17 protein-coding genes are annotated in these 26,922 nt (G+C 64.2%); 13 read left to right on the forward strand and 4 right to left on the reverse strand.

The window, feature by feature from the left end; translation table 11 throughout:
* The first annotated feature begins 88 nt into the window (after window positions 1-88).
* On the forward strand, window positions 89-985 hold the full coding sequence (locus tag RDW26_RS04170; RefSeq protein WP_307982643.1) for an acetamidase/formamidase family protein: 897 nt from the start codon (window positions 89-91) through the stop codon (window positions 983-985).
* 136 nt (window positions 986-1,121) lie between these two features.
* On the opposite strand, the gene RDW26_RS04175 is transcribed toward RDW26_RS04170, so the two are convergent.
* Window positions 1,122-1,319, reverse strand: coding sequence for a DUF6724 family protein (locus RDW26_RS04175; RefSeq protein WP_042432175.1), 198 nt, complete (start codon window positions 1,317-1,319; stop codon window positions 1,122-1,124).
* 320 nt (window positions 1,320-1,639) lie between these two features.
* Complete coding sequence (locus RDW26_RS04180) at window positions 1,640-4,483, reverse strand: molybdopterin-dependent oxidoreductase (RefSeq protein ID WP_307982644.1); 2,844 nt, start codon at window positions 4,481-4,483, stop codon at window positions 1,640-1,642.
* Window positions 4,484-5,119: 636 nt separating this feature from the next.
* Between RDW26_RS04180 and serS the strand changes: the two genes are divergently transcribed.
* The 11 genes from serS to RDW26_RS04235 all read left to right on the forward strand — a co-directional run bounded on the left by serS (window position 5,120) and on the right by RDW26_RS04235 (window position 17,178).
* A complete protein-coding gene (gene serS / locus RDW26_RS04185; protein ID WP_307982645.1) occupies window positions 5,120-6,412 on the forward strand; it encodes a serine--tRNA ligase in 1,293 nt (430 codons plus the stop codon).
* A 52-nt stretch (window positions 6,413-6,464) separates the two neighbouring features.
* Window positions 6,465-8,096 (forward strand): hypothetical protein, encoded by a 1,632-nt coding sequence (locus RDW26_RS04190; RefSeq protein ID WP_307982646.1) that lies wholly within the window; start codon window positions 6,465-6,467, stop codon window positions 8,094-8,096.
* Window positions 8,093-8,590 carry a hypothetical protein gene (locus RDW26_RS04195; RefSeq protein ID WP_307982647.1) on the forward strand — a complete coding sequence of 166 codons (498 nt, stop codon included), beginning with the start codon at window positions 8,093-8,095 and terminating at the stop codon, window positions 8,588-8,590. The genes RDW26_RS04190 and RDW26_RS04195 overlap by 4 nt, the downstream gene beginning before the upstream one ends.
* A 30-nt stretch (window positions 8,591-8,620) precedes the next feature.
* Window positions 8,621-9,613 (forward strand): ATP-grasp domain-containing protein, encoded by a 993-nt coding sequence (locus RDW26_RS04200; RefSeq protein ID WP_307982648.1) that lies wholly within the window; start codon window positions 8,621-8,623, stop codon window positions 9,611-9,613.
* A 168-nt stretch (window positions 9,614-9,781) separates the two neighbouring features.
* A complete protein-coding gene (locus RDW26_RS04205) occupies window positions 9,782-10,276 on the forward strand; it encodes a YtxH domain-containing protein (protein WP_298628896.1) in 495 nt (164 codons plus the stop codon).
* Between the two features lie 88 nt (window positions 10,277-10,364).
* On the forward strand, window positions 10,365-11,309 hold the full coding sequence (locus RDW26_RS04210; RefSeq protein ID WP_307982649.1) for a PRC-barrel domain-containing protein: 945 nt from the start codon (window positions 10,365-10,367) through the stop codon (window positions 11,307-11,309).
* 22 nt (window positions 11,310-11,331) lie between these two features.
* Window positions 11,332-12,213, forward strand: a complete 882-nt coding sequence (locus RDW26_RS04215; RefSeq protein ID WP_307982650.1) for a TVP38/TMEM64 family protein — start codon at window positions 11,332-11,334, stop codon at window positions 12,211-12,213.
* Between the two features lie 10 nt (window positions 12,214-12,223).
* Entirely contained in the window at window positions 12,224-12,994 is a 771-nt protein-coding gene (locus tag RDW26_RS04220) for a TM2 domain-containing protein (protein WP_298628891.1), read from the forward strand.
* A 401-nt stretch (window positions 12,995-13,395) separates the two neighbouring features.
* Entirely contained in the window at window positions 13,396-14,346 is a 951-nt protein-coding gene (locus tag RDW26_RS04225) for a hypothetical protein (RefSeq protein WP_307982651.1), read from the forward strand.
* A gap of 498 nt (window positions 14,347-14,844) precedes the next feature.
* A complete protein-coding gene (locus tag RDW26_RS04230) occupies window positions 14,845-15,342 on the forward strand; it encodes a hypothetical protein (RefSeq protein WP_114620634.1) in 498 nt (165 codons plus the stop codon).
* Window positions 15,343-15,372: 30 nt separating this feature from the next.
* Complete coding sequence (locus RDW26_RS04235) at window positions 15,373-17,178, forward strand: carbon starvation CstA family protein (RefSeq protein ID WP_307982652.1); 1,806 nt, start codon at window positions 15,373-15,375, stop codon at window positions 17,176-17,178.
* A gap of 219 nt (window positions 17,179-17,397) precedes the next feature.
* On the opposite strand, the gene RDW26_RS04240 is transcribed toward RDW26_RS04235, so the two are convergent.
* Window positions 17,398-18,396: a helix-turn-helix transcriptional regulator gene (locus RDW26_RS04240; RefSeq protein WP_307982653.1), complete on the reverse strand. Its 999-nt coding sequence runs from the start codon at window positions 18,394-18,396 to the stop codon at window positions 17,398-17,400.
* On the reverse strand, window positions 18,393-19,028 hold the full coding sequence (locus tag RDW26_RS04245; RefSeq protein WP_307982654.1) for a hypothetical protein: 636 nt from the start codon (window positions 19,026-19,028) through the stop codon (window positions 18,393-18,395). Before RDW26_RS04245 ends, RDW26_RS04240 begins: the two co-directional genes overlap by 4 nt.
* 499 nt (window positions 19,029-19,527) lie before the next feature.
* On the opposite strand from RDW26_RS04245, the gene RDW26_RS04250 reads away from it, so the two are divergent.
* Window positions 19,528-26,754, forward strand: coding sequence for a Spy0128 family protein (locus tag RDW26_RS04250; protein ID WP_307982655.1), 7,227 nt, complete (start codon window positions 19,528-19,530; stop codon window positions 26,752-26,754).
* Window positions 26,755-26,922 lie beyond the last annotated feature (168 nt).

Here is a 26,922-nt window from a genome sequence, read left to right on the forward strand (position 1 = left end):
TGACGTTCGGGCGAAGCGACGTTGCGGGATAACGCAAGAACGGCCGTCGGCGCGGTGCCGCGGCCTTACAGGGATAGGAAGGAAACCCATGATCGAGCTTAACGACGATAAGACGTTGTTCTTCTTCGACCGCGATCTTGAGCCGGTGCTGACCGTGAAGTCCGGCGAGACGGTGCGCATCCGCACGAAGGACTGCTTCAGCAATCAGCTGACCGGTCCTCAGGACACCATGGATGACCTGGATTGGGACGCCGTCAACCCGGCGACCGGCCCGGTGTTCGTCGAGGGCGCGAAGGCGGGCGGCGCGCTGAAGGTGCGCATCGAGAACATCGAGTTCGACGAGCAGACCTGCTCCGCAACCGGCCAGGACGAAGGCGTGTGCGGCAACCGCTTCACCGAGTGGGCCACGCATTACTGCAAGATCCAGGGCAACACGCTTGCTTGGGATGAGCGCCTGAACATCCCGCTGCGCCCCATGATCGGCGTCATCGGCGTGGCTCCCGAGGGCGAGCCGGTGAACTGCGGCACGCCGGGCAGCCACGGCGGCAACATGGACAACACGGCGATCACCACCGGCGCCACGCTGTACTTCCCCGTGGCGGTCGACGGCGCGCTGTTCGGCTGCGGCGACATGCACGCGGCCATGGGCGACGGCGAGGTCAGCGTTTCCGGCGCCGAGGTTGCGGGCTACGCTACCGTCACGCTGACGGCCATGCCCGAGCTGAAGCTGGTGAACCCGCTGATCGAGAACGATACGCATTTCGGCATCATCGTGTCCGCGGAATCGCTGGATGCGGCCGCTGAGCTGGCCGTTCAGCAGATGGTCGACCTGCTGGCTTCTCGCACGAACGAGTCCGAGGCCGATCTGGTCATGCTGCTGTCGCTGGTCGCCGACGTGCAGGTGTGCCAGATGGTGGACCCGCAGAAGACGGTGCGTTTCATGGTGCCGAAGTACGTGCTGGACGCCATCGGCTTCGCACTGTAGCTTTGAACTGGGAGACGAAGAGCCCGCAAGCGTTGTGCTTGCGGGCTCTTTTGCGTTAGGGCAAAAAGAAACCGCCCCGCGTATTGGCGTTGCGGGGCGGTTCGGCGGCAGGTGTGAGTGAGTGGCCGCCGCGTGGTTATTCGGAATCTTCCTCGTCGTCATCGTCGAAGAAGGACCAGTCGTCCTTGCCCTTCGGGCGGTCGACGAACGTTTTGCGGGTGCGACGCTCCATGATGATGCATGCGATAAGGCTGATGACAAGACCCGCACCGATCATAATGCCCATGCCGGCATATGTCTCGAAAAGAAAGTGGTACAGGCCGATCCAATCCATGCTGTTCCTAACGGTTCGTTCGCAAGCGCTCGAGGGCGCGTATTACAAAGCCAAAGTATACTACACCGTTTCCGCTCCGGTCGCGCTAAGAACGAAGAACAACCCACGATTAGCAACAAACTGCAACAGTTCGAAGGGATTCGGGATCGATGTCTTGAACCCTTGCGTTTTGAGTCATGGCAGCTCGACTTTGATGGGCCGTGGTTCGGATTCTGACGCCTCGAACCCTTGTGCCTCGGCCCCCGAACCGTCAGGGCAGGGCCGCGGAACCGTTGGGCGGAGCGGTTGGTTTCGGACAGATAAGCCTCCGTCCCCGGGTGTCAGGGTTTGCGAAGGCGGCACCAGCAGGTGTGCTGGGGGTTGCCGAACGCCAACGGCGAGGGGCGGCTGGTGGTGAGCGTGTTGATGCATCCGCCGACATCGACGGGCTCGGCGGCATCGGCGCTGGCGGTGCGGACGCTGGCGGCTCCGGGCGTGTCTTGCGTGCCGTGGCTTTCCGCTTGCCACCAGGCGCCTTGCGGCATGACGATGGTGCCGGCGATCACGTCATCGGTGACGTGCGCGGGAAGATGCAGCGTGCCGAAACGGTTCGACGCCTCTACCAGGTCGCCGGTCGCGATGCCTCGCGTGTTGGCGTCCGCGGGGTTGATCGAGATGATCTGCGGCACACGTCGCGAAACCGCGGGCACGTTGCCCCATGACGAATGGATGCGTGCGACGCTATGGAAGCCGAACACGCGAAGCGGCTGGTCGCAGGCGGGTTCGGCGATTGCTTCGCTTCTGCGACTGCTTGTGGGAAGGTCGGTGCCTGATTTGCTCCCCTGGCCGTCTGCGCACAGCCCGGCGTCCGGTTCCTGCGCCCCGTTGTCCGCAGCCTGCTCGACGGCGAACTCTGCCGGGCCCCATTCGGGAACGTAGGTGGGGATGGGCGTGATGGCGCCCTCGTCGGGTGCGCCGCGCAGCGCCTCGGCCGCGGCGGCGAGCTGTTCGCTGAACAGCTCGATCTTGCCCGATGGCGTGTCGAGTGGATGCGCATCGGGGTCGCTTCGCCAATCGGCAAGCGCCACGAACGGCTTGTTGTGGTCGGTCCGCCAGGCGAGCCCTTCCTCGATCAGCCGGTCGAACGCCGGCAGTCCGGCGCTGCGCTCGCGGTCGCTCTCGTACAGGTGGCGAATCCATTCGCCTTCCGTGCGTCCTTCGGTGAACGCATCTGCGATTCCCCAACGTTTCGCCAGGTCGCAGCACATTTCCCAGGCACCGCGACGCTCGAAGCGCGCGCCCAGCTCCCCGGTGCTGACGGCGATGCGCCGGCCCCAGGCGTCGGCGTCCATCGCGCTTTCCTGTTCCATGCGGAACAGGTCGGGCAGCACGATGTCGGCGTAGCGAGCGGAATCGGTGAACTCCACGTCCACGTTCAGGATGAACTCGCACTTCGACGGGTCGCCCAGCACGCGGTGCGCGCGGTTGACGTCGCCGTGCTGGTTGGTCAGGCAATTGCCGCCGTGGCAGATGATCGCCTTGATGCTGCAGGGGAGGTGCGCGGCGCGGTCTTGATGTTGTACGGAATCTGTTGCACGTTCATTGCAGGGATTCTGCTTCGACTTCGCTTCCCCTGTGGTACTCGCTTTCTCAGTATCGCTGCAACCTGCTTCGGACAGCCCGCGAACGCCCTCGCGTGCGCCCAGCGCTTCGCCCTTCTCGATGGCATCGAGGAACCGATACGCCGGGATGCGGAAGGGAACAGGGTTCTCGCCTGCGGAAACTCGCGTGAGGAAGCCGCCGCCCCAGGCGACGTTCATGCCGTTGTTCGTACCGGGCAGACCTACCTGTCCGAGCGCTGCAACCAGCATCATGATCATGCCGCTGGTCATCTCGCCGTTGCTGCGACGCTGCGGACCCCAGCCTTGCATGATGAACGCGGGCCGTGCGGTGGCAAGCTGCGCGGCCAGTTCGCGGATGTCGTCTACGGGGATGCCGGTGATCGCCGCGGCCCACGCGGGCGTTTTCGCCACGTGGTCGTAGCCGGTGCCGCGCAGGTAATCCATTACGGAAAGTCCTAGGTTGCGCCAGCGTTCGGGCAGCGTCTCGTCGGTGAATCCGATGCAGCGCTCGCGCAAGAAGTCCCAATCCAGCGCGTTGTGCGTGAACGCCAGCTCGTGCAGGAGCGATGCCGCCAGTGCACCGTCAGTCCCGGGGTTGATGGGCAACCAGGAAACAGTTTCCCCACTCGACGTGGCGTCGCTCAACAGCGTGCCGCCGCAAGCGGGTGCCGCCGACCGTCCCTCGTGCTTGCGGCCGCCCGGCAGCGAGGCGTCGCAAACCGCCGGCGCCTGCCCCTCGCGCTCGCCGTCGCTTGCGGATGCTTTGCGCTTGGGGATGGAACCGTTGCGGCGCGGGTCGACCATCACGATGCGACCGCCGCGTTCGCCCACCTGCTCGACCACGCGGTCCCAAGCGCCGTGCCACGTGGCGCGGCCTGTTCCCGTTTCCGCCGGCGAAGCGCCGAACACCAGCACGAGCCACGCATCGGCGGCGGCATCGAGTTCGCTGCCGCCGGGGTAGAGCGCACCGGGCCCGTACATGCTGCGGACCATGGCGTTGATCTGCGGATTCGAGTAGTTGTTGTAGTGGTCCAGGAAGCCGCCGAAGCAGTTCATGAGCCGCTCGAACGGGTCGGCGGTGGTGCATGATTGCCCGGTGGTGTAAGCCAGGTAGATGGACTCGTTGCCGTGCTCGCGGCGGATGCGGGCAAGCTGATCGGCTATCTCGTCGAGCGCTTCGTCCCAGGTCACGCGCTCGAACTGCGCGGAGCCGCGTGGCCCGACGCGGCGCATGGGCCACATAAGACGATCGGGGCTGTTCGCCCATGCGCGCATGGACAGCCCGCGGTGGCAGGCGGGGGCGGCCTTGTTCGCAGACACGCGCGCAAGCTCGCCGTCGCGCAGGTGCAGCTCAAGCGGGCAGCGGCCCGGGCAGTCGATGGCGCAAAACGCCGGCGTGCGGGTTTCGGCGGAGAAAACGCCTCGGGTTTGCGGTCGGGTTTGCCCCGACGCCTTCCCCGAAGCGGCTTCCTCAGCCGTCTCGGCAGCTTCGCCTCCAAAGGCGGGATCGACCGGCTTCACCTTGCGGAAAAGCCGGTCGGCTATGTTCGTGATCGTTTCCATGCTCCCATTATCGCTACCGATTCGCGGGCCTTTCTGCATTAAGCGCCTATTGCACGGTTATCGCACAGTCGCAACGATCGGCGTGCGTACGAAGCCCCTTGCGTCCGGTTCGCGCCGCGGACGATTGGGGTGTCCGGTTGAGCTTGGGGGCGCGGTTCTGCAGGCTTGCTGGCACCGCGGTTTCGTCCTTGCCGGTCTGGGGGAGGAAGGTTTTCCGGCTTCCGCGTCCCGGAACACGAGTTTTCCGAATGTTTGACGGTGCTCATTTCCCGAGATCGTAACGAACGCGTTCGATTTTGTAGCAAACGGCTGCATGTCGTCGCCTCGGCGGCATTGGGCGCCCGGAACTGCCTCTGGAAATTCGGAAAACTCGCGTTCTCAGCCATGATCCGGCGAAAAGCTTCCGTCTCATTCGCCGTCGGCCCAGGACTGGCGGCCCGGTCTTTGGTCCCGTGCGTCTCACTTGCCGACCTCCCAGGGCCGGCGACCCGACCTTCGATCCTGCGCCCTCGCAATCCCTGCGCCTTCGCATGCCGCTCCCGTGAAGGCCCCTTATCGCCCGTGCCGCACGCGCGTTCGCTGCGCTATACTGGGAAACTGCTCTACTACAACCGATTCATAGAAGGGGAGCGCGCAATGCTAGATCTTAAGTTCGTTCGCGAAAACCAGGAAGCCGTCGCCCAGGCGATGAAGAACCGTCATGCTTCATGGGACGCGTCGCGCTTCTCCGAACTTGACGAAGCCCGTCGTGCCGCCATCACCGAGGAGGAGGCCCTGCAGGCCGAGCGCAACGCCACGTCCAAGAGCATCGGCCAGATGATGGCCGCCGGCGAGAAGGACAAGGCCGAGGCCGCCAAGGATCGCGTCCGCGAGATCAACGACCAGCTGGCCGCCGTCTCTGCCAAGCGCGAGGCCGCCGATTCCGAGCTGCACGACATCTTGCTGCGCACGCCGAACATGCCGGCCGACACCACCCCCGTGGGCGATGACGAGAACGACAACCCCGAGGTGCGCCGCTGGGGCACCCCGCGCGACTTCGAGGCCGAGGGCATCCAGATGAAGCCTCACTGGGACCTGGGCGCCGACCTGCACATGCTCGAGCCCGAGCGCGCCGTGAAGCTGGCTGCCAGCCGCTTCGTCCTGCTGCGCGGCCAGGCCGCACGCCTGGAGCGCGCCATCATCAACTTCATGGCCGACACGCACACCAGCCGCGGCTACACCGAGTGGTGGTGCCCGGCCATGGCAAACGCCGACACGCTGACCGGCACCGGCCAGCTGCCCAAGTTCGAGGACGACCTGTTCAAAACCCGTGAGGGCCTCTACCTGATCCCCACGGCCGAGGTGCAGCTGACCAACATCCACTCTGGCGAGGTGCTCGAGGCCTCCGACCTGCCGCTTCACTACTGCGCGTTCACCCCGTGCTTCCGCGAGGAGGCCGGCAGCGCCGGTCGCGACACGCGCGGCCTCATCCGCGTGCACCAGTTCGACAAGGTGGAGATGGTCAAGTACGCCAAGCCCGAGGAAAGCTACGACGAGCTGGAGTCCATGGTCAACGACGCCGAGAACATCCTGCAGTTGCTGGGCCTGCCGTACCGCGTGATCAGCCTGTGCACCGGCGACATCGGGTTCTCCGCCGCCAAGACCTACGACCTGGAGGTCTGGCTGCCAAGCTACGGCGCTTACAAGGAGATCAGCTCCTGCTCCAACTGCGTCGACTTCCAGGCGCGTCGTGCGAACATCAAGTACCGCGACCCCGAGAACTTCAAGGGCTCGCGCTACGTCCACACGCTCAACGGCTCCGGCCTGGCGGTGGGCCGCACCATGGCCGCCATCATGGAGAACTACCAGCAGGCCGACGGCACCATCAAGGTTCCCGAGGTACTGGTCCCCTACATGGGCGGCGTCGAGGTCATCGGCGACCAGGCGTAAAGCCGGCGCAGCATTCTGAAGGAAAACTGCACGTAGATAAGGTATTTTGCACGTGGTAACGAAACGAAAGCCACCGAAGCAGAATAACGAACAGGGCGCGCCGGGCAAACCGGCGCGCCCTTCCGTTAAGGGCAAGGCGGTCGCCCGCCCCGAAGTGCGCCCCGAGGCGGCTGCGGCGGGCTCGAACGATGCTGCCGCGAACGCGGCGAATCAGGCCGGCGCCCAGGTGGCGGCACCGGGCAGGCCCAAGCGGCGCATCGCCATGCCGCAAAGCTCGACGCGCCTGAAGCAGAACCAGGCGGCGAACCAGGCAACCCCGGCTCAGGCTGGGGAAGCGGGCGCTGCGCGAACCGCTGGGCAGCCCGTCTCGCGGACTGAGGGGGCTTCGGGTTCTCAGCCTGCACGACAGCCCGCTGCGCAACCCGCGGGGTCATCCGCCCCGCAGCCCACCAGGCCTTCGGTCTCGCAACCGTCCAGGCCTTCCGTGGCGAAACGCGGGACCGGCAAGCCGACGAAGGCGCGCAAGCCGCTGAACGCTTCCTCGGTGCAGCCGGGCGGGAACGCCCCGGTCTCCGCGCCCGGGGAATCCGCCGCGCCTGCCGAGCAGGCCTCCGTGGCGGAAGGCAAAGGCGCCGCGCTGAAGCGCCGCCTGAAGCGTTTCTCGGTCGCGAAGGCAGAGAAAACCGCTTCCGACCAGGCGAAGCAGATGGAGGGGACCGTCTCTGCGGCCGATGCCGAGCACGCGAAGGATGCCGCCCGTGCCGCCATCGCCGGCGAGGCCGCTAAGCGCAGGCTGGAGCGCCGGCAGCGCATGCTCAAACGTACCGGAGAAGGTGAAGGCGCCGATGTCGCTGCTCAGGGCGTTGCCGAAGGCGATGCCGCGCAAGGGCAGGAAGCCGGCGAAGGGCCGCAGGCGGGCGAAACGGCGCACAAGCTCCCGTTCAACCTGCCCGAGCTGCACTTGACCTGGCCTGTCGTCGCCGTGCTGGTGGCGATCGCCGTGGTGGTGGTCACGGTGGGCTCGTTCTCGTGGGGTCGCTGGCTTCGCTATGACGACGCCGCCGACTTCCAAGGCGCGTGGTACGCGAACGGAACGACGTCCCTGGTCACAGTCGATGGCCAGGAGATCCATCTGACCAGCGACGTCGCTTACGGCTACACGCTCGACACCGGGGCGAAGACCATTACGTTCACGTTCGGCGATCTGCAGGGGCAGGGGCGCTACCGCTTCTCCGCCGATCGCAGCGAGCTGGTCATCACCGATGGCGACGGGTTCTCGTTCTGGGGCAACCTGTTCAGCGATATCGGCTGGCAGTTCGGCCAGCTCATCACCGGGTTGCAGGGCAAGGAAGCCCCGCGCGAGGAGGCCGTCGACGGCGTGACGGTGCTCGATCGCACGCCGGGCGAAGGTGCCGTGGCGGCGCCGGCAAGCCCGGCTCCCGCTCAGGATGCCGAAGCGTCCTCCGCGGACGACGCGTCGAGCGACGCGGGCAACGGCGACGTCGCTGATGGCGAAACCGCTGACGGCGACGTTGCCGGCGCGGATGCGACGGGCGATTCCGCCGATGGCTCCAGCGGCTCCGGCTCGCAAGGGTTCACCGGCGCGGTGGCCGAGGGCGGTATCGAGTCGGCGGGCAGCAACGCGGTGACCCTTGAGCAGCTGAAAAACGGGTCGCTGCGATGACGCATGACGGCGCGGGCGCGGGCGGGGACGCTTCGACGGACCCCGTCCGCGTCGAGCGCATTGAGGTGCGGCGCGGGCACCTGGTGTGTCGGGTGGCGTTCAGCGCCGCGCCGCGCACAACTTCGCCCCAGCTGATGTCACGCGTGCTGGCAGTGGTCCCTACGTTGGCGCAGCATGCCTGCGTTAACGAGCGCGGCACCGTGTTCGCCGCGGTCATGGACTGCACCCCGCTGCCGCATTTGCTGGAGCACCTGGTGGTTGACCTGCAGGTACGTGCGGAATCAGGGCAGTGGAACACGCTGCCCGGCGTTGCTCCGGAAGCTCCGCCGTCCATGGCGGGCGCAACGCGCGAGCGTCCCATCGTGGGCACCAGCGAATGGCTGGACGAGACGGCAGGCATCGCCCGCATAGACGTGAGCTTCGCCGACGACCTGGTGGCCCTAAGGGCCATGCGGGATTCCGTGGCGTTTCTCAACGAGCTGTTGCGCGGCTAACGCGCAACATACATAGGAAGGAGGCCCGAGATGGGCTTGAAGATAGCGGTGATCGCAGGCGGTGCGTTCGAGGCAGAGCGCTCGCTTGCCGCGGCGAACGACGTGATGGCGGCCCTGAAGGAGGCCGAGCACGAGCCCGAGCTGTTCCAGGCGGACGGCTCCCTCATCGACGACCTGCTGCGTGCGCAGCCCGACGCGGCCATCAGCTGCCTGCGCGGCGGCGACGGCGAATCCGGCGACATCCAGGACGCGCTTTCCGCGATCGGCCTGCCGTGCGTGGGCAGCAGCGCGGCGGTGTGCCGCCTCGCCTACGACAAGGCGGCGCTCGCCGAGGCGCTCCAGGCGTACCATAACCTCACGGAGGACCTGGTCACGGCAACGGTTCCGCAAACGCTGACGTTCTCGCGCCGCGCGTTCGAGCTGTGGGGCATGGAAGCGACGCTTTTCCAGGTGGAAAGCCGCTTCCCCGGCAGCTTCCCGCTGTGTGTGAAGCCCGCGTCCGGCAGCTCCGCTCACGGCGTGTCCCGCGTCGAGGATGCCGAGCAGCTGGCCGAGGCGCTGCGCGAGGCGTTGAAGGATTGCGAGCGGGCGCTCGTGCAGCCGTGGGTCGATGGCGTGCAGCTGAGCGTGCCCGTCATCGGCACGGGTTGGAACGCCTTCGCGCTGCCTCCGGTGGAGATCGTGGCGAAGGAGGGCTGGTACGACGCCGCGGCGCGACAGGCCGCCGACGCCGTCGAGCTGCACGTTCCCGTGCGCAACGAGTCGCTGTCCCCGAGCGAGGCCGACGCCCAGGCCATCCGCGCCGAGATCGAGCGCGCGGTGCTGGAAACCTATCGTGCCTTGGGTATGCGCGACTGCGGCTGCATCGACCTGATCTGGGACGGCGCGCAGGCCATCATCTTGGAAGCCGTGGCGAACCCGTGCTTCTCCGCTGAAGCCCCGTTCGCGCAGGCGGCCAAGGCTGCGGGCCTTACGTTGCCCAATCTTCTCAACGAGCTGGTCGAAAGCGCGCTGGACGCGTAAAACCGCCGATAACGGGGGCCTTTTGGCCTCCCGGTTTTTATCCGGGCCCTTCGCAATCTAACAAGAAGGCAACCTTTTTCTGCAGGTATTGGAAAGTCGACGAGTCCTTGTTGGCTTGCTCGTATAATGGCAGCACAGATGATCGTCCCGCATATTTAGGAGGCCGTGATGAGCAACAAACTTGGTATCTTTCTCGCAGGTGGAGCCGTTGGTGCCGTGGCGGCTTTGCTGTGCGCTCCCCGTACGGGCCAGGAAGCCCGCACCATGGTGGCCGAAAAGGTGAACGAGGCCTGGGGCCAGGCGCAGAACATCAGCGCCGATGCCGGCGTGAACGCTCAGCAGGTGTACCAGAGCGCCGCAGCCCGCGGCCAGGAGGTCGTCTCCTCCGTGCAGGCCAAGGGCCAGGAAGTGGCCGGTCAGGCCGCTGCCCGCGTGCAGGAGGTGGCCAGCAACCTGAAGCCGTCCTTCACCCAGGACAACGACGAGCTGCGCGATAAGATCGAGGCAGCGCGTCAGCGCATCGCTTCCCAGGTTGCCAAGAACGCCGAGGAAACCGGCCAGGTGGCCGAGGAGGTCGTCGAGGCCGTGGCCGAGGCCGTCGAGCCCGCTGCAGAGGCAGCCGCCGAGGCAGCTGAGCAGGCCGAGGAGCCGAAGGCCGAATAACATCCTGTTCCAATCATGATACCGAAGCGGCGTGTCCGGCCCTAGGCAGGTTTCGGCGCGCCGCTTCATGCTGTATAAGGGGATTTCCATGGCAAGCAAACTCATCACCACCCATGAGCTGACCGGCACGCGCGTTCTGGGCGGCAAGAAGGGCACGAAGCGCATCGGCAAGATCCGCCGCTTCGTGTTCCACCCGAAGGAGAAACGCGTCATCGGCTTCGTGGTGAAGCGTCCCGACCTGCTATGGATGTTCCATCGCGCCGACGTGTTCGTCCCCATCGACGGCTACGACCTGGTGGATGGCCGCGTCATCATCCGTCCCGATGCCGCCGCAAGCGGTAAGGCTTACTGCAAGAAAGAAGGCCTGAACTGGGACGACTGCGTGCTGTGGGTGGGCCTTCCCGTTATGAGCGAGGACGGCGAGTCTTACGGCATCGTGGGCAACGTCACGTTCAACCGCCTCACGGGCACGGTGGACTGCTTCGAAACCGATAACGGCGCAACGTCGAACGCCCTGCTGGGCAAGCGCACCATCCCCGCCGACATGGTGCGCGGCTTCAAGCGCGGCATGGGCGCCGCGCTGGCCGATATGGGCGCCGAGGGCGTGGAGGGTGAAGAGGTGCAGCTCGGCGCCATGCTCGTCGCCCCTCAGGTGGCCGATCTGAACAGCGAGGGCGGCGTGGCGGAGAAGGCCGGCGCCGCAACCGCCGTCGCCGTCGACAAGGTGCACACCACCGTCGACAAGGCGAAACCCGTGGTCAGCAAGGCGGCCGCCGCAACCGGCGAGGCGGTCAACAAGGGCGCGTACGCCACGGGCAAGCAGCTCAGCAAGTCCAAGCACATGTTCCAGGATTTCAAGGCGGAATACGATAAGGCCGTGGCCCCGTCGGACGGGCAGAAGAAGGTGGCCTCTGCAAGCAAGGCGTCTTCTTCGAGCAAGGCCTCAAGCGCCAAGAAGAAGGCGGCCCCGAAAAAGAAGAACATGTTCGCCGCATTCAAAGACGAGTACGACAAGGCACGAAACGGCGACTAAGCCGGAAAGCGAAGTGGGCTAATTGAAGCGCAAGGAAGCAAGAGCGCAATCGAACACCCGCAAAAGGGGCGCCGTCAAGCGCAAGAACAAGGCGGCCCGTAAGAAGAAGCGCGAGCAAAGGCAGCATCAGGGCCTTCGCGAGCGCGCGCACGAGCGCAAGGAAGAGCTGCAACAGAAAGCCAACGAGGAAACGCAGGTGCGCGGCAGGCCCGTGCGCCGCGGCGATATCTTCAAGATCGTGGGCCTGGCGGCGTTTATCGGCATCGTAAGCCTGGTCAGCTGGCTGGTGTGGCCCTACATCCACATGATGTTCGAGCCCGGCGGCATCGATCAGGTCATCGACAGCGTGCGCAACGCCGGCCCCATGGGCTTCCTTATCCTGCTAGCGCTGCAGTTCCTGCAGATCGTGGTGGCGTTCATCCCCGGCGAGGCCACGCAGATGGCCGCCGGCATGCTCTACGGTCCCTGGATAGGCGGCCTGGTCATCTTGCTGGGCAGCATCTTGTCGAGTGCGTTCGTGTTCATGGTGGTGCACCGCTTGGGCGCGCCGTTCGTGAAGGATATGGTGTCCGAGAAGTGGATGGATAAGTTCGATCGTTTCGAGCGGTCCGGCAAGCTGGAGCTCATCGTGTTCGTGCTGTTCCTCATCCCCGGTATGCCGAAGGACATCTTCACGTACCTGGTGCCGTTGACCGATATGCGCATGCGCACGTTCCTACTGCTGTCCAACATCGGCCGCATCCCGGGCATCCTGGTCTCCACGTATGCGGCAAGCGGCCTGGTCGACGGCAACGTGTGGCAGAGCATCGTCATACTTGCGGCGCTCGCCGTGGTCGCGGTGGTGTGCGTGATCTTCCGCGAGCAGCTAATGGGCGTGGTCGAGAAGTTGGCTAAGAAAAGGTAAGGGAAACGCTATGGATCCGATGAACGAACGCAGCGTAGCCGACGAGCTGGCCGCCGCCGAGGCGGAGCTGAAGGCCGCGCAGGAACGCCTCGACGCAGCGCGTTTGCGCGCGGCGTCAGAGCAGCCGCAGCAACCGGTGCAGCCTGCGGAGGCCCCTGCTATCCCGCAAGAGCCGCAACCTCAGCCGCAGCCGTATGCGCAGGCGCAGCAGGTGTCGTATGCTGCGCAGCCGGCGCAGCCCGCATCGTATGGCGCGCAGCCGCAGCCGACTCAGCCGACCGCTGCCTGGCAGCCCGAAGCGCCAGCGCAGGGCCAGCCCTATGCCGCGCAGCCCGGCGCCCAGCAGCCGGCCCAGCCGTACGCCGCGCCGCAGCAAGGGTCGCCGTACGCACAGCCGCAGCCGCAAGCGCAGGCGGCCCAGCAGCCGTATGGCGCGCAGCCGGGCTACGGGTCCGTGCCGCCGCAGAACCCGTACGGCCAGCAGACGCAATACGGGTATCAGCAGCCGTACACCGCCCCCGCGGTCGGCGAAAAGGATCATGTGGCGGCGGGTTTGCTCGCGCTGTTCCTGGGCTGGCTCGGCGTGCACAAGTTCTACCTGGGCTACAACACCTCGGGCTTCATCATGCTGGGTACGTCAATTTTGGGCGGCATCCTCACGCTATCGGTGGCGTCGTGGGCCATTTGGGTCATCGCCATCGTCGAGGGTATCTTCTACCTCTCGAAGTCCCAAACCGAGTTCGAGCAGATGTACGTGATAAACAAGAGAGAGTGGTTTTAACTGTTCCGCTTGCCTGCCGGCAAGCGGATTGACTCGACGCTGCGGGGCCCCGTGGCACGCCATCTCGCCTTTCAGCTGCACAAGCATGGCCCGGAGGCCAATGCTTGCTTGCTTCAGGGCGATATGACGCACCACGGGGCCCCTCGCTGACTTTGTTGGCATCCCTGAGGTTTTCGCTTTCCGTTCCCGAGGTCACTGGGGGAGGGGCTATGCCGGATGCCCCTTGCGCCTGGCGTCCTCAGCGGTGGGAAAGCTCCGGCGAGTGGCCGCTTGCCGAGCTGGTCGCGGCTTTTTTCGGTGGATAGGCGCGGCGGGGTTGCCGCTTCGTTAAAATGAACCCAGACACGCGGCGCGTGCTGCGCCGTTTTTCTTGGAACTTGCATCCTATAAGGAGGAACATCATGCCCAAGATCACTCGCGACCAGGTGAAGGTACCTGCCGACGTCCTGGCAGACGTCCGCGAGACGTACGTCGACAACTACATGAAGGCAACCCGTGGCACGGGCCGTCTCATGCTGTTCGCGTGCGACCAGAAGGTTGAGCACCTGAACAAGGACTTCTACGGCGAGGGCATCGACATCGCCGATGCCGAGCCGGAGCATCTCTTCAAGATCGGCGATCAGGGCGTGTGCGGCGTTTTGGCTGGCCAGCGTGGTCTTATCGCGCAGTATGCCGCCGATTACCCCAACATCAACTACCTGGTGAAGATGAACTCCAAGACCAACCTGGTCAAGACCGCCCAGGAAGATCCGTACAGCCCGCAGCTGTACGACCTGGAGGCCGTGCTCGCCATGCGCGACAACGGCGTGAACATCGTTGGCCTGGGCTACACCATCTACCTGGGCAGCGAGTACGAGTCCACTATGCTGGCCGAGGCTGGCGAGCTTATCGCCGCCGCCCATGCCAACGGCCTGCTGGTCGTGCTGTGGATCTACCCGCGCGGCAAGGCCGTCACCGCTGAGAAAGATCCTGACCTGATCGCGGGCGCCGCCGGCGTCGCGCTGTGCCTGGGCGCCGACTTCGTGAAGGTCAACCCGCCCAAGCCCGAGGGCGACGACAAGCGCACGGCCGCCGAGGCCCTGAAGGTTGCCTCCATGGCAGCAGGCCGCACGGGCCTGGTTTGCGCCGGCGGTTCCACCGTCGACGCCGAGACGTTCCTGACCCAGCTGCACGACCAGATCCACGTGGGCGGTGCAGACGGCAACGCCACCGGCCGCAACATCCACCAGCGCAGCCTGGACGAGGCCGTTCGTCTGACGAAGGCCATCAGCGCCATCACGCTGGCCGACTACACCGTTGCCGACGCCCTGAAGGTGTTCAACGGCGAGGTCGACTTCGCCTGGGAGGACTAGCATCCCCGCCTGAGCGAAGGCAAAATCGAAACGTTGCTGCAAGCATGCCGTCGAATCGGCGCGGCTTGTAGGCAGGTGGGCTATCGGCCCCCGGCAACGGACAACCAAACGCCCGGAAGGTTTGCCTTCTGGGCGTTTTTACGTTCGCTCGGTTTTGTTCATATGCCCAAAACCTTATGTTTCCCAATGTTCGCCATGAATGCTTTTCATCATTATTTTGGAGAATGTGTACATTTTCGGCATCCAAAATCCTACTAAAGCACTACAATGGCAATGCACGCAAGACGCGGAGCTAGGCAAGATGCTGAAGGAGTTTGCGGGTTTTTGAGCGATCGAACGGCTATTCACGCGGGTGTCGAAAGCACCGAACATCCAGTCGAACAGACGGATGCTTCGGGAAAATCCAGGCGCAAGGCGGAGGAACAGGCCGCCGTGCGCGTTGGGGAGCCAGCCCTTCGGTCCGAGGAGCAACCCTCCCGGGCAAAGGACGAAAAACACTTGGTGCTGAAGCGTATTCTCGCTGCACACGAGCAATGGTTCGATGTGCGACGGGGATACGAGTACGCCGGCCGCACCTTCCCCGGGTATGCCGAGTTCCATTCCTATGGCGAAAAGTACGTGCTGGTCAAAAGCGCGAAGCTATGGGAAGTCGACACGCATGAGTATCTGTTCTTCGTCCTTGCCGATGCCTTGGACGAAACTCAGGTGCGCGATCTTGTGTCGTTCATGGAACATGATGGGCTTAAAAAGGTGGTTCCCAAGCCGAACCACATGTCCTCGGCCATATCCCTGGTGATTGTTGCGGATTCCTGCACCCAGGAAGCGGCGAAGGCGGTGCGCAAAACGCGCTTCCGCAAGAACTTCGCCTTGGGCATCCGTGGCTGGGCCGACCTTCGGGTGGCCATCGCCGACCTCTCTGCGAACCGCGTGATAACGAACGCGGCAGGCAAGCAGCTGAAAACCACGTTGGAGGCGAACCTGCTGCCGCGTTCCTAACAACGGAAACGCAAAACAGAAGAGGGTTCCATGAACGCATTGCTTATCCTCCTTGTTGCTGCGGTCATCTTGGTCATCGGCTATATCTTCTATGGCGGATGGCTGGCGAAGCAATGGGGGGTCGATCCCAAGAATCCGACTCCGGCGCACGAACTGGAAGACGGTGTGGACTACGTTCCCGCGCCGCCGTACGTGGTGCTGGGTCATCATTTCTCGTCCATCGCCGGTGCCGGCCCCATCAACGGCCCCATCCAGGCGGCCGTGTTCGGCTGGGTGCCCGTGCTGCTGTGGGTGCTCATCGGCGGCATCTTCTTCGGCGCCATGCACGATTTTGGCAGCTTGTTCGCATCGCTGCGCCATAAGGGCCAGACGCTGGCGGTCGTGGTCGCAGAGAACATCGACAGCACGGCGAAGAAGCTGTTCTGCATCTTCGCATACCTGACGTTGTTGCTGGTGGTGGCCGCATTCGCCTCCATCGTGGCGAACACGTTCGCCGTGGTGCCTGACCTGGACGGCACGAAGGCGGCCACGAACCTGGCCAACCAGCAGACGGCCATGATCTCGGTGATCTTCATCGGCGTCGCCGTCGTCTACGGCATCCTCACGCGCGGCCGCAACATCCCCGGCCCGGTGAACATCGCCTCCGCCATCGTGCTGATCGTCATCATGGTGGCCATCGGCTACAACCTGCCGCTCATGGGCATCTCCCTGTCGCTGGATTACAACACGTGGATGATCATCCTGGGCGTGTATATCCTGATCGCGTCAGTCGCCCCCGTGTGGATCCTGCTGCAGCCTCGCGACTACCTGTCCAGCTACCTGCTGTACGGCATGATCTTGCTGGCCGTCATCGGCATCGTGGGCGCATCCCTCACGGGCGCTGCCTCGAACCTGCAGATTCCCGCGTTCACCGGCTTCGTCGCCACGAACGCCGCGTTCGATGCCTCCACGGGCCAGGCCCTCGTCGACCAGGCCGGCAAGGCCATCACGAACAAGGCCGCCGCTTCGGGCTTCCTGTTCCCCGCGCTGTTCATCACCATCGCCTGCGGCGCCATTTCCGGCTTCCATAGCCTGGTCGCCTCCGGCACCACGTCCAAGCAGCTGGACAGGGAAGCGGAAGCGCAGCCCATCGGCTACGGCGGCATGCTCATCGAGTGCCTGCTGGCCGTCATCTCGCTGTGCGCCGTCGGCTTCGTGTGGAGCAAGTACGCCGCAGGCGGCTACGCCTCCCCGACCGCCGTCTTCGCCGACGGCCTGTCCCAGATGCTCGCATGCATCCCCGGCCTGGCCAACGTGCAGGGCTTGGCATATGCGCTGCTCATCCTGGCCGTTTCCGCGTTCTGCCTGACCTCGCTCGACACCGCCACCCGCCTGGCCCGTTACATGTTCCAGGAGCTGTGGACTCCCGTCGATGTGAAGCACGAGGACCTGACGGGCGTGCGCAAGGTCATGGCGAACCCCTATGTCGCCACCATCATCACCGTGGTCATCGGCGTGTTCCTGGGCATGACCGGCTACACCATCATCTGGCCGCTGTTCGGCGCCGCCAACCAGCTGCTTGCCGCCCTGGCGCTGCTGGCCGTGTGCGCATGGCTGGGCAACGCGGGTCGCAACAATAAGATGTTCTTCGTGCCCATGGGCTTCATGCTGGCGGCCACGCTCACGTCGCTGGGCATCACGTTCTATCAGAAGACCCTTCTCATCATGAAGGGCGGCGACATCTTCGCCCCCGCCGTGCAGGCATTGCTGGCCGTGCTGCTGTTCGTGTTGGCCGTGGTGCTGGCCGTCAAGGGCGTGAAGACCATCGTGGCAACCGCCAAGCGCAACGCCGCGTAAGCTGGTGTTTCGCTAAAGGGAAGGTCGCGCGCTTTGCGCCTTCTGAGATTCGAAGCCCCGTCGCAACCTCGGTTGCGACGGGGCTTTCTCGTGTTATGGGGCGTATGGGGTGAGTAGGACTGCCTGCGGTGGGGAAGCGGGCGAAGGGTTTCGCGGGGTTTTGCAGGCCGGTCGGGAGCCTTTGCGCGGCGCTACTGCGGCGCGGAGCGAGCGTAGGCGCTACTCCCAGAATAACTTCGTGAGGCCGACGCGGGATTGCGTGCCGGTTTTCTGGTAGAGCGAGGTCAGGTGCCGCTGGAGCACGCGCAAGGAGATGCCCATGTCCGCCGCCACATGCTTGAGCGGGCGCTCGTCGGCGGTGACGGTGGCAAGCACCTCGATCTCGCGTGGCGTGAGCGAGAAGCGGCTGGCGAAATCCCCAAGACGTGCTTCGGGGTCGATAGCGGCATCATCCGCGGAAGGCGCGGCGCCGGGTGTCGGGCATTCCGTGATCTTCGGAAGCCCGTCAGCTGCTCTTTGAGCAGATATGTCGCTGCCATCGGGGCCGGGCGTGGCGTTGTCGGCAGCGGGTGCGTGCTCGTCGATTGTCGCTTGACCAGGCGTGATATTGCCCGCGGAGCCAGGCACGCCGGCTTGCTGCCCAGCGCACCCTGCGGTTTCGCCGCCCCTCGGGCGTGGATGCAGGTCCAGCATGCCGGCGGCGAAGAGCAGCGCGTTGATGCCGATGATCAGGGGAATCAGCAGCACGATCACGGCCACGGGGCTCGTTAGATCGATCACCAGCAGCGCGGGTGCGCCGATTGCGATGGCGGTTGCGTTGTTGAGCGCCCGTCCCATGCTGCACCATAGGTCGGGGGCGCGCAGGAATTGCGCTATCCAGATGAACACCGTGGTGTAGAACGTCATGAACACGCCTGTGCCCAGGAAGTAGACGACTTCCCCGATGACGTACGGCCCGCCTGCCTCAACCCCGAGCATCGCGCCGACCGAGAGCAGCATCATCCAGAACATGACGATGCCCAGGTAACGCGCCCGGTGCAGGTCGAACAGCACGCCGCCGGCAAAGCCTCCGACGGCCATCAGGACGCGGGGCGTCACGTTGGTGTATTGGCTGGTCCAAGGCGAGCCAATATCAATAAAGGTGTAGAGCGTGTTGAACAGCACGGAGAACAGCAGCACCAAGGCGAAGATTACGATGACGGCGGTGCGAGGGGTCATATGGTCGAGGCGCCATCCGGCGAGCTCGCTGCTTTCGAGGTGATCCCCCCCCCGCGTTGTTCCCGCTTCGCGGAAAAGTCCGCGAGCGTGGATCGGGGCGGCCATATGCGCGCATTGATCGCGCCCAGCGCGATGATGCCTGCGGAGAGCACGACGGCTTCGATCAGGTGGTTCGATGTGAACCCGAGCAAAGGGATTTGCGCGAGCACGCCGAGCGCGTGGCTGCCTCCGATCAGCGTTGCGAATCGCGCGATACTGCGCGACCTCGCGCACGTTGCCCAGTACGCGGTGGCGCCGGCGAGCCCGATAAGGAAGAACCCGACCGCACCTGTGCACGCGATCACCAGCGGCGACGACGCGAAAGTGACGCCGACAAGGCATGCGACTCCAAGGACGGTGACGGCTCCCATGAACACTGGTCGGCCTTTTTCGCCGACAAGACGGTTCTTAAGGGGAAAGGCCAGAAGGCCCAGGGTGCTGGCGCCTTGGATGGGGAGCTGCGAGAGGAAGGGACCGTGCCCTTCAGGTTGAGCTAGGTTGGCTTGGAAGAACAGCGTCGACTCAAGGAACACGAAGAAGAACAACGCAAGTGCGCAAAACAGCAGTCTATTTTCGCGTTTCGCATTGCTCATCGCACCCCTCCTTCCAGGCGTGTCCGCGCCTTTTTCTTTATTGTATCCCGTGTCGCGTTGCCGTCGGTTTTCATTTTTTCCGAAGGGGTTAACTTTGGCCGCGAGTTCTCGGGAAGCGTCCGCGGCTTGGCCGTATTGTCCACGGGGGTCGTTTATACGACCCCCTGACGCCCATTCATCCACCTGCGAAAACGGAATATCGGGGTCGTACGTTCGCATATACGGCGTGGTTCCCTGTATCCCCATTAGCAATGATGTTATCAGGAGGTGCAGCGGCTCGATGCCGGCTGCGCCGCTAGCGCAATGCGCGGTTACGGGCTGTGTGCGCGCTTGGCGATTGGCGGGGGATGCCGATGCCGGCGGGCGCGATGGCATGGGAGGACCGTGCGGGAAGGAGCGGGCCCGTGAAGACGTCAGGGTACCGGAAAAGCCCGAGCGCGCGCATATGCAAGCGCAAGGGGATATGGAAGGCCGCGATGCGGTGGAAGGAGGCGAGGACATGAAATCGACTAAGCGTTTCAAGGCAGCGTTAGCCGCCGTGCTGGTGCTTGCGTTGTCGCCGCTATTCGGCGGCGCGGCGTTTGCGGAAGACTCGTCGGCGACAACGTACAGCGGCAACAAGACCGCCGTCACGGACCCCTCGACCATTTGGGATTGGCAGGGGCTTATCGAGAATGATACGTCGAGCGTCGGGCGCATCTGGACCGACAAGACCGTGTCGGACAATGAGATTAGCAAGAACGGCGTCACCGTATCCAAGGAGAATGGTGCGGACTTCCTGACCGCGCTCACGGCGCTGTCGTCCACCTCGAACCTGTCCGATACGGCGACCACGCCGCTTGACATCGTGCTGGTGCTCGATGCCTCCGGGTCTATGAACGACCCCATGGGCAGCGGCGACACGACGAAGCGTATTGTTGCACTCCAGAACGCGGCGAATTCGTTCATCGACGAAATCGCCAAGCAGAATGCGACGGTCAAGGATGCCGCCAAGCAGCATCAGGTCTCAATCGTGAAGTTCGCTGGCGATTGGACCGACAAGGTTGGCAACGACAGGTATTGGAGCGGCAGGTTCGAGTACAACTACAGCCAGGTGATGAAGACGCTGGCTCCGTGCACCGCTGCTACTGAACAGCAGTTCAAAGATCAGGTAGGGGCCATTCGGCCCGCCGGTGCAACAAGGGCCGATAACGGCATGAGCCTTGCGACGGGCGTGTCGTCCGGGCGCTCCGATGCCAAGAAGATCGTCGTGTTCTTCACCGACGGCACCCCTACGGATTATAGCGAGTTTGAGCCGAAGGTCGCCTCGAGTGCCGTTGGGTACGCCAAGGATATGAAGGATGCGGGTGCTGTGGTGTATTCTGTCGGCATCTTCAAGGACGCGAATCCCGCTCTCGATCCGGTGACTGGCAGCGCATCCGACGAGAACAAGTTCATGCACGCCGTGTCGAGCAACTACCCGTCTGCGACGTATACGGAGGCTGGGGGCAAGTATAACTGGCACTTCGGCGATCGTGCGAAGGGCCCCGACGGCAAAGACGCCACGTTCTACAAGAGCGCGAAAAACGCCGATGAGCTGAAGCGCGTGTTCGACGACATCTCCAAGGAGATTTCGAAGGGCGCCGGCTATCCCACGGAGACAAGCGAAGGCTACGAGAGCAGGACTGGCTACATCACCTTCGATGATCAGCTGGGCGATTACATGCAGGTCACCGACCTGTCCAAGCTCGTGTACGACGGAACGGTGTACGGCTGCAAGTCCAAGACCACGGAGGGGAACGTCGACACGTACCATTTCAGCGGCGACGTGCATTCCGGTCTGGCCGCTGCCGACCTGAAGGACGTCGTGATCACCGTCACGCGTTCTGACGATGATCCTGCGGTGGGCGATAAGGTGCAGGTGAAGGTACCTGCGTCCTTGATCCCGCTGCGCAACTTCGCCATTGACCTGGCGAAGGACACCATGAGCGTCTCGAACACCAAGCCGATCTCGGTGTTGTACTCCTCCGGTGTGAAGCCGGCGGCGCTCGATCTGCTGGAGAACCCCGATGGCGCCATGAAGGCGTATATGGAGAAGAACACCGACGCAACGGGCAAGGTGAACTTCTATGCCAACAAGTGGACCGGCAAGAAAACGGGCGACGCGGTCGCCACGTTCGAGCCGGCTGTGGGCAACAGCTACTATTACTTCACGCAGGACGCGCCTATCTACACCGATGAGGCATGCACCACGCCGGCGAAGTCGGTGGAGAGCGGCTCCACGTACTACTACAAGCACGACTACTACGCCATGGAGAACGGCAAGCCCGTCGCGAAGACCGAGCATGTGTCCTTCCCCGGCGATGCTGCCGAGCAAGCTGAGGGCGTTATCGCCAAGGATTCCGCGGGCGCCTGCTACTTCAAGTCCGGCGCGCCGCGCTTGACCTACATCAACGAGCTGCACAAGGTCAAGACCGATAATCCCACGGCAACTGCCGCAGACGTGCTGAACCCGAAGTGGAGCGGCACCGAGCAGTCCGCCGCGCAAACGCAGATCAACGCCTATCTGGGCAATAACGGCAAGCTGAGCATGGATGTGCCCGGCACGCTGACGGTGACGAAGCAACTGAAGCTGCCCGTTGGGTACAACGCGGCTGATTTCGCCAACGATTCCTTCGAGTTCACCATCGCGATGCAGGATGCCGTCGGCAAGAGCTTCAACGCCGTGGTGAAGGACGCGAACGGCGAGCAGCAGGGCGATAAGTTCGTGCTGGTGTTCGGCCAGGACGGCCAGGCGGAGCATTCCCTGAAGCCGGGCGAGACCCTGTACGTGTACGGGCTTTCCGATGGCTGGGGCTATAAGGTAAGCGAGACGCCGCGTGATGGCTTTACGGCAAAGGCCGCTGGCGAGGAAGGCAAAATCGCTGCTGGGAAAACGAGCGCGGTAACGTACACGAACACGTATGCCGCATCCGGCACGCTGGATGGCAAGACGTACCTTAAGGGCAAGAAGGTGCTGACCGGTCGCGAGTGGCTCGAAACCGACAAGTTCACGTTCGTTCTGAAGGATGCCGATACGTCCGTTGAGGCGCCGATGCCGCCGACCGGCACCCTCGGCGAGACGCGTGTTGAGGTAACGCAGCCGTTAGGCACTCCGGCCGGTACAGAAGTGCCTTTCAACTTCCAAGACATCAGCTACTCGAAGCCGGGCACGTATACGTATGAGATTTGGGAGTCTGAGGAGCTCAGCACCCTGAACTCCGGCGTGAGCGCGTCTCAGACGTTGTACCAGGTCGTCGTGACGGTAACCGATGAGAGCCACAACGGTACGCTGACGGTGAAGTCTAAGATGACGAAGCTGTTTGACGATGATGGCGTGAAATGCGAGGAGCTCATCGAGAACGATACGGCGTCGTTCGTAAACGAGTACGATACCTCTGAGGTGAAGTGGACCCCCAGCGGCACGAAGACGTATACGGATACGACGGGTGAGAACCCCCTTAAGCCGGACATGTTCCATGTGATCGTTTGCACGAATAACGCTAAGGCGCCGTTGCCCGAGGGCGAAGGAGTGACGCGTGTCGATCGCGGCGAATGGCGCGGCGTTCTGACCACGGTCGAGGCGGGCGGCAGCATCGCGTGGCCGTCGGCGAAGTACGAGCATAAAGATCTTAACCCTGAAACGCTCGATGCCACCTTCGAGTACAAGATCGTCGAGGTGGTCAAGGTCGGCGATACGTGGCGTGCCGTGAAGGACGTTCTGGCGGACAAGACCTTCAACCCGGCCGGCATGGAATACGACCAGACGGTGTGGACCGCGAAGGTGACCATCAAGGATGTTGGCGGCCCACTTGAATTGAGTGCCGAGTATTATAAGGACGATAGCGGAACGTCGATCACCGGCAGCATGTTCAGCTTCGAAAACTCGTACAAGCCCGGCCCCGCCGAGCTCAAGGACGATACGGCGATTCATGGCACCAAGAAGCTGACCGGCCGCGATATGGCGGAAGGCGAGACGTTCGGCTTCAAGCTGAGCGCGGCCGATGAGGCCACGCAGAAGGCCATCGACGCCGGCACTATCGTTATCCCGGAGGGTGCTGACGAAGCCTCGGTGAGCGGCGCGAAGGTGGACGTTGAGACCGGCTTCTCCTTCAAGGGGCTGACGTTCAGCAAGCCTGGCACGTATTCGTTCGCGGTGCAGGAGAGCAAGTATTGCGGCAAGGATCTCGACGCAGCGGGTGCCGCAACCGGCGGCATCGTGTTCGACCGTCATGTCCACAAGGTTACGGTCAAGGTGACCGATAACCATAGCGGCAATCTGGTCGCCGAGGTGAGCTACGACAACGGGCCGGCGAAGCTCGAGAACAAGTACGAGCAGAATGCGCAGTTCTCCGGCATCACCGTGCAGAAGACGCTGAACGGCCGTGACATGGCAGCTGATGAGTTCTCCTTCAGCATCCATGGTGTGGACAAGGAAGGCGCAGTTGCCGCTACCGAGGCCGAAGACCGCTTGACGGTTTCCGACCGCAGCTTCACCAACGCTGCGCGTGCCGATGGCGTCGCGTGCGATATGGCGAAGATGAACGGCGTCACGTTCACGCAGGCTGATATCGGCAAGACGTTCGCGTACGAAGTGCGCGAGGTCGTGCCCGCTGAGGGCGATCGCAAACCCGGCGTCACCTACGACGAGAGCGTGCATGCGCTCGAGATCACGGTGGGCATGAGCAGCGATGCCGACAAGCATCTGACGCTGACCACCAAGCTAGACGGAGAGGTCGTCGATCCCGCGACCAATCCCGTGGCGTTCGTGAACGGCTATCAGGCAACCCCGACCAGCTACGATACCGCTACCGCCGGCCTGAGCAAGGTGCTTGAGGGCCGCGATTGGATCGACTCCGACAACTTCACGTTCGAGCTGAAGGCGCTCGACGGCGGTCCGCTGCCCAAGGATTCCGCGGGCAACGATGTGGCATACGCGACGGTGACCAAGCCGAACGCGGAGAGCTTCGGATTCGGCACGATCGAGTTCACGTCCGACATGGTGAAGGCCGAGCCCGACCATAAGCGCACGTTCACCTACGAGGTGCGCGAGGTCGTGCCCGCCGATGGCCATAAGCTGCCGGGCATTCAGTACGACGACAACGTGGCAACCATCAAGGTGACGGTGTCCGACGATGGCTCCGGTATGCTCAAGGCCTCTGCGGTCGCGGAGAACACCAGGTTCGTGAATCGCTACGCCGCTGAAATCGATTACACGGCAGCGGGCGGCTTGAACGTGGCCAAGACCCTGACCGGCCGCGATATGGCCGAGGGGCAGTTCACGATCAAAGTGACCCCTGGCGACGAGGCGTCGGCGTACGCGCTGAGCCTGCCGCTGGAGGGTGCCGAGATCGCCATGCCCGCAGCGGCTGACGGCGTGCAAGCCGTGAAGTCCGCGCTGGACGAGCAGCACGTGGTGCTGCGTCAGAGCGACGTGGGCAAGACGTACACCTATAAGGTGGTCGAGGTGGTAGGCGAAAAGGTTAACGGCTACACCTACGACACGACGGAGTACACGGTAACGGTGACGGTCGAGGACAACCCGGAGAAGGCCGCGCTGACGGTCAAGACCGTGGTGGCCGGTGGGCCTGGCGGCACCAAGACGTACGTGTATGGCGCAGACCCGTCTGCTGCCGGCACGGGCCCCGCAGTGGTTCCCTTCGCCAACGCGTATGCCGCCTCTACCGATAACCCGGGCGGTGCCGCCGCTCAGGTGACGGCGACCAAGGAGCTTACGGGACGTCCGCTTTCCGCCGACGAGTTCACCTTCGCGGTGAAGTACGCAACGGGCGGGGACGACCTGCGGACGGCTAAGAACGCGGCCGATGGCACCGTGACGTTCGACGGCCTTCATTACACCACCGAGATGCTCGAGGGCCTGGTGACCGACGGCAACGCCTCCAAGACCTCCGACCAGGGCGTCACCTCGTGGACGGTGAGCTACCTGGCTTACGAGAAGACCGACGGCCTGGCCGGCCAGGGCATCACGGCGCAGACGCAGCCGATCCCGTTCAAGGTGACGGTCGTCGATAACGGCGACGGCTCGCTTACGGCAACGGCGAACCTGGACAAGGGCCTGAAGTTCGAGAACACGTACTCCACGGGCGATCCGGTGCAGGTGGGCATGTCCGGCGTGAAGACGCTGCAGACGGCACCTGGGCTTAAACCGCACTCCATCGAGGGCAAGTTCACCTTCGAGGTGACCTCCGACGATGCGGCCGCCCCCATGCCCGAGCGCACCACCGCCGAGAACGAGGCGGACGGCAGCGTGGACTTCGGCACCATCAAGTTCACGTTGGACGACCTCAACCGCGCCCTGGGCGTGAACGACCAGGCGGCCGCCGCGGACGCCGACAAGGCCGAAGCGGATGCTGCAAAGGCCGCCGACCAGGCTGCAGCACCGGCTCAGGAGACTGACGCCGATGCCGCGAAGGCCGCCGATGCCGATGCTCAGGCCCCCGCGGATGCCGATAACGCTTCCGCTCAGGCCGCTGACGAGGGCAACAAGCCCGCGGCAGGCGACGAGCAGGGTGCGGGTGCCGTAGCGGCTCCCGATACCGACAACGGTACGGTTGACGAGGTCGCTCCCGGCAACCAGCCGGCCGATCAGCCGGCGAACCCGGAGCCCGAGTCCGGCAAGCCCCGTTCCCACGTGTTCACCTATAAGGTGACGGAGAGCGGTTCCGTGCCCGGCGTGATCAACGATGCCGCAGCGACCAAGACGGTCAGCTTCAAGGTGACCGACGACGGCAACGGCAAGCTGACGGTCGAGCGCCAGGGTGCCGCAGCTAACCCGGCGTTCTCCTTCACCAACACCTACACGGTGGAGCCCGCTAGCTCCAGCGTGACCGATCAGGTGACGGTGACCAAGACGCTGATGGGTCGCGACATGGTCGCCGGCGAGTTCGCGTTCGAGCTGCTCGAGGGCGAAGATGTGGTGGCGACCGGCGCTAACGCCGCCGACGGCAGCGTGACGCTGAGCGCGGTGAAGTACACGCAGCCCGGCACGCATCGCTACACGTTGCACGAGGTCGGGGGCGGCACCGTCGCCAACGGCGTGACCTACGACGGCGCGACGTACACCGTGGTCACCACGGTGAAGGACAACGGCGACGGCACGCTCGGCGTGGCCCATGCGCTGGAAGGCGCGCGCGAGGCGACCTTCGCCAACGCCTACCAGGCAACGCCCACAACGGTGACCATCGGCGCCTCCAAGACGCTGGTGGGCAAGAACCTTGAGGACGGGCAGTTCACGTTCGTGCTGACCGCGGCCGACGGCACCGAGCTGAAGGCGAAGAACGCCGCCGACGGCAAGATCGCTTTCCCGGCGCTGACGTTCGACAAGCCCGGCACGTACGAGTTCGCGCTCACCGAGCTCGACGACGCGCAGGCGAACGTGACGTACGACAAGCACGCGTACAAGGTGACCGTGACGGTCGTCGATGGCGGGCTCGGCCACCTGAACGCAACGGTGGCAGGCGATGCCGACGTGCTCGCGTTCACGAACACGTACGCCGAGCCTCCGGCACCCGTGCAGCCCACGCAGCCCGGCGGCAAGACCTTCGCGCCGAGCGGGCCTATCGGCAAGGCGCTGATGCAGACGGGCGACGACAAGCTTGCCCTGGTCCTGCCGCTTGCGGCAGTGGCTCTGGCGGGCGCGGCGTCCATCGCGGCGCTGGTCATCATGCGCCGTCGCGATAAGCGCTAGCACGTCCGACTACGGCGAAGGTGGGATATAGGGAACCCGCCGTCGCACCTGCATAGGGCGGCGGCGGGATGCAAGAAAGAGGGCCGGGTTGATACCCGGCCCTCTTCGCGTTTCGTTGCGTTGTGCGTTGTTGCTCGCTTGCGGCGCCGCCGTGCGCGGCCCGGCGCT

It is taken from the genome of uncultured Senegalimassilia sp. (assembly GCF_902464545.1).
In the GTDB taxonomy this organism is placed as follows: Bacteria; Actinomycetota; Coriobacteriia; order Coriobacteriales; family Eggerthellaceae; genus Senegalimassilia.